This is a genomic window from Bradyrhizobium sp. UFLA06-24 (assembly GCF_054967145.1).
The window spans coordinates 1-2,098 of the sequence record NZ_JADFUE010000170.1; the positions used below are offsets into that span (position 1 = coordinate 1).

Sequence of the window (2,098 nt, forward strand, 5' to 3'; positions counted from 1 at the left end):
CCACCGAAGAGCGCGACGATCTTCTCGATTACGTCGATTGGGCCGAGCAGGTCGTCGCCGGCTGCCGCGGAGGCAATCAATGGCTCGATACGGCATTCGACGACATGGTACTGAGAGCGAGAACCTCGCTGTGAGTGCTAATCCGATATTCCAACACAAACGGGGCTTGTGATGTCCGTGAAGATGAAGCGTTCCGTCTATGCCGACATGTTCGGCCCCACCACAGGCGACAGGGTGCGGCTCGCCGACACCGATCTCATCATCGAGGTCGAGAAGGATTTCACCACCTACGGCGAAGAGGTGAAGTTCGGCGGCGGCAAGGTAATCCGCGACGGCATGGGGCAGTCGCAGGTGACCAACAAGCAGGGCGCGGCCGACACCGTCATCACCAATGCGCTGATCGTCGATCACTGGGGCATCGTGAAGGCCGACATTGCGATCAAGGACGGCATGATCTCGGCGATCGGCAAGGCCGGCAATCCCGACATCCAGCCTGGCGTCTCCATCATTGTCGGCCCCGGCACCGACGTGATCGCTGGCGAGGGAAAAATCCTCACCGCCGGTGGCTTCGACAGCCACATCCATTTCATCTGCCCGCAACAGATCGAGCACGCGCTGATGTCCGGCGTCACCTCGATGCTGGGCGGCGGCACCGGTCCCTCGCACGGCACCTTCGCCACCACTTGCACGCCCGGCCCCTGGCACATCGCGCGGATGATCCAGTCGTTCGATGCCTTCCCGGTGAACCTCGGCATTTCCGGCAAGGGCAATGCCTCGCGCCCGGCCGCGCTGGTCGAGATGGTCAAGGCCGGCGCCTGCGCGCTGAAGCTGCATGAGGATTGGGGCACGACGCCGGCAGCGATCGACAACTGCCTGTCGGTCGCCGATGATTACGACGTTCAGGTCATGCTGCATTCCGACACGCTGAACGAATCCGGATTCGTCGAGGATACGATCAAGGCCTTCAAAGGTCGCACCATCCATGCCTTCCATACCGAGGGCGCCGGCGGCGGTCACGCTCCTGATATTATCAAGGTCGCCGGCCTGAAGAATGTGCTGCCGTCCTCGACCAATCCGACACGCCCGTTCACGCGCAATACCATCGATGAGCATCTGGACATGCTGATGGTGTGCCATCACCTCGATCCTTCGATCGCGGAAGATCTGGCGTTCGCGGAAAGCCGCATCCGCAAGGAGACCATCGCGGCCGAGGACATCCTGCACGATCTCGGCGCGCTCTCGATGATGTCGTCGGACTCGCAGGCCATGGGCCGCCTCGGCGAGGTCATCATCCGGACCTGGCAGACCGCCGACAAGATGAAGAAGCAGCGCGGCGCGCTGCCGCAGGACAAGGGCAAGGACAACGACAATTTCCGGGTGAGGCGCTACATCGCTAAGTACACTATCAATCCGGCGATCGCGCATGGCGTGTCGAAGCTGATCGGCTCGGTGGAGAAGGGCAAGCTTGCCGATCTCGTGCTGTGGTCGCCGGCCTTCTTCGGCGTCAAGCCGGACTGCATCATCAAGGGCGGCTCGATCGTCGCCGCGCCCATGGGCGATCCCAACGCCTCGATCCCGACGCCGCAGCCGGTGCACTACCAGCCGATGTTCGGTGCCTTCGGCAAGGCGCGCACGGCGTCATCCGTGGTGTTTACCTCGAAGGCCGCGATCACCGGCGGCCTCGCACGAAAGCTCGGTATCGAGAAGAAGCTCTATGCGGTCCAGAACACCCGCAGCAAGATCTCGAAGAAGAGCATGATCCACAACGACGCCACGCCTGACATCGAGGTCGATCCTGAGACCTATGAGGTGCGCGCCGACGGTGAGCTGCTGACCTGTCCGCCCGCCGAGGTCCTGCCGATGGCGCAGCGATATTTCATGTACTGAAATAGCGCCTGGACGCATGTCCCCGGCGGGTATCCGGGGAGGGCTTTTCCGGTTTTGCGTTCGATCGCGGCTGGTCTAATGTCCCGCCCGGTATCGAACCCTTCAGAAGAAAAGCCGGGAGGATTTCTCGTGATCTACGTTGTTGCTACCTTGACCATCAAGCCTGAAACCCGCGCCGAATTCATTGCCGCCGCCATCGCCTGCATCAAGG

Annotated in this window: 1 protein-coding gene and 2 pseudogenes; all 3 read left to right on the top strand. The window is 62.0% G+C overall.

The window, feature by feature from the left end; all coding sequences use genetic code 11:
- Positions 1-134, top strand: a pseudogene (locus tag IF809_RS38400) (phosphohydrolase); the annotation flags it as partial.
- A gap of 37 nt (positions 135-171) precedes the next feature.
- Positions 172-1,887 carry an urease subunit alpha gene (ureC, locus tag IF809_RS38405; protein ID WP_453981916.1) on the top strand — a complete coding sequence of 572 codons (1,716 nt, stop codon included), beginning with the start codon at positions 172-174 and terminating at the stop codon, positions 1,885-1,887.
- A 129-nt stretch (positions 1,888-2,016) separates the two neighbouring features.
- Positions 2,017-2,098, top strand: a pseudogene (locus tag IF809_RS38410) (putative quinol monooxygenase); the annotation flags it as partial.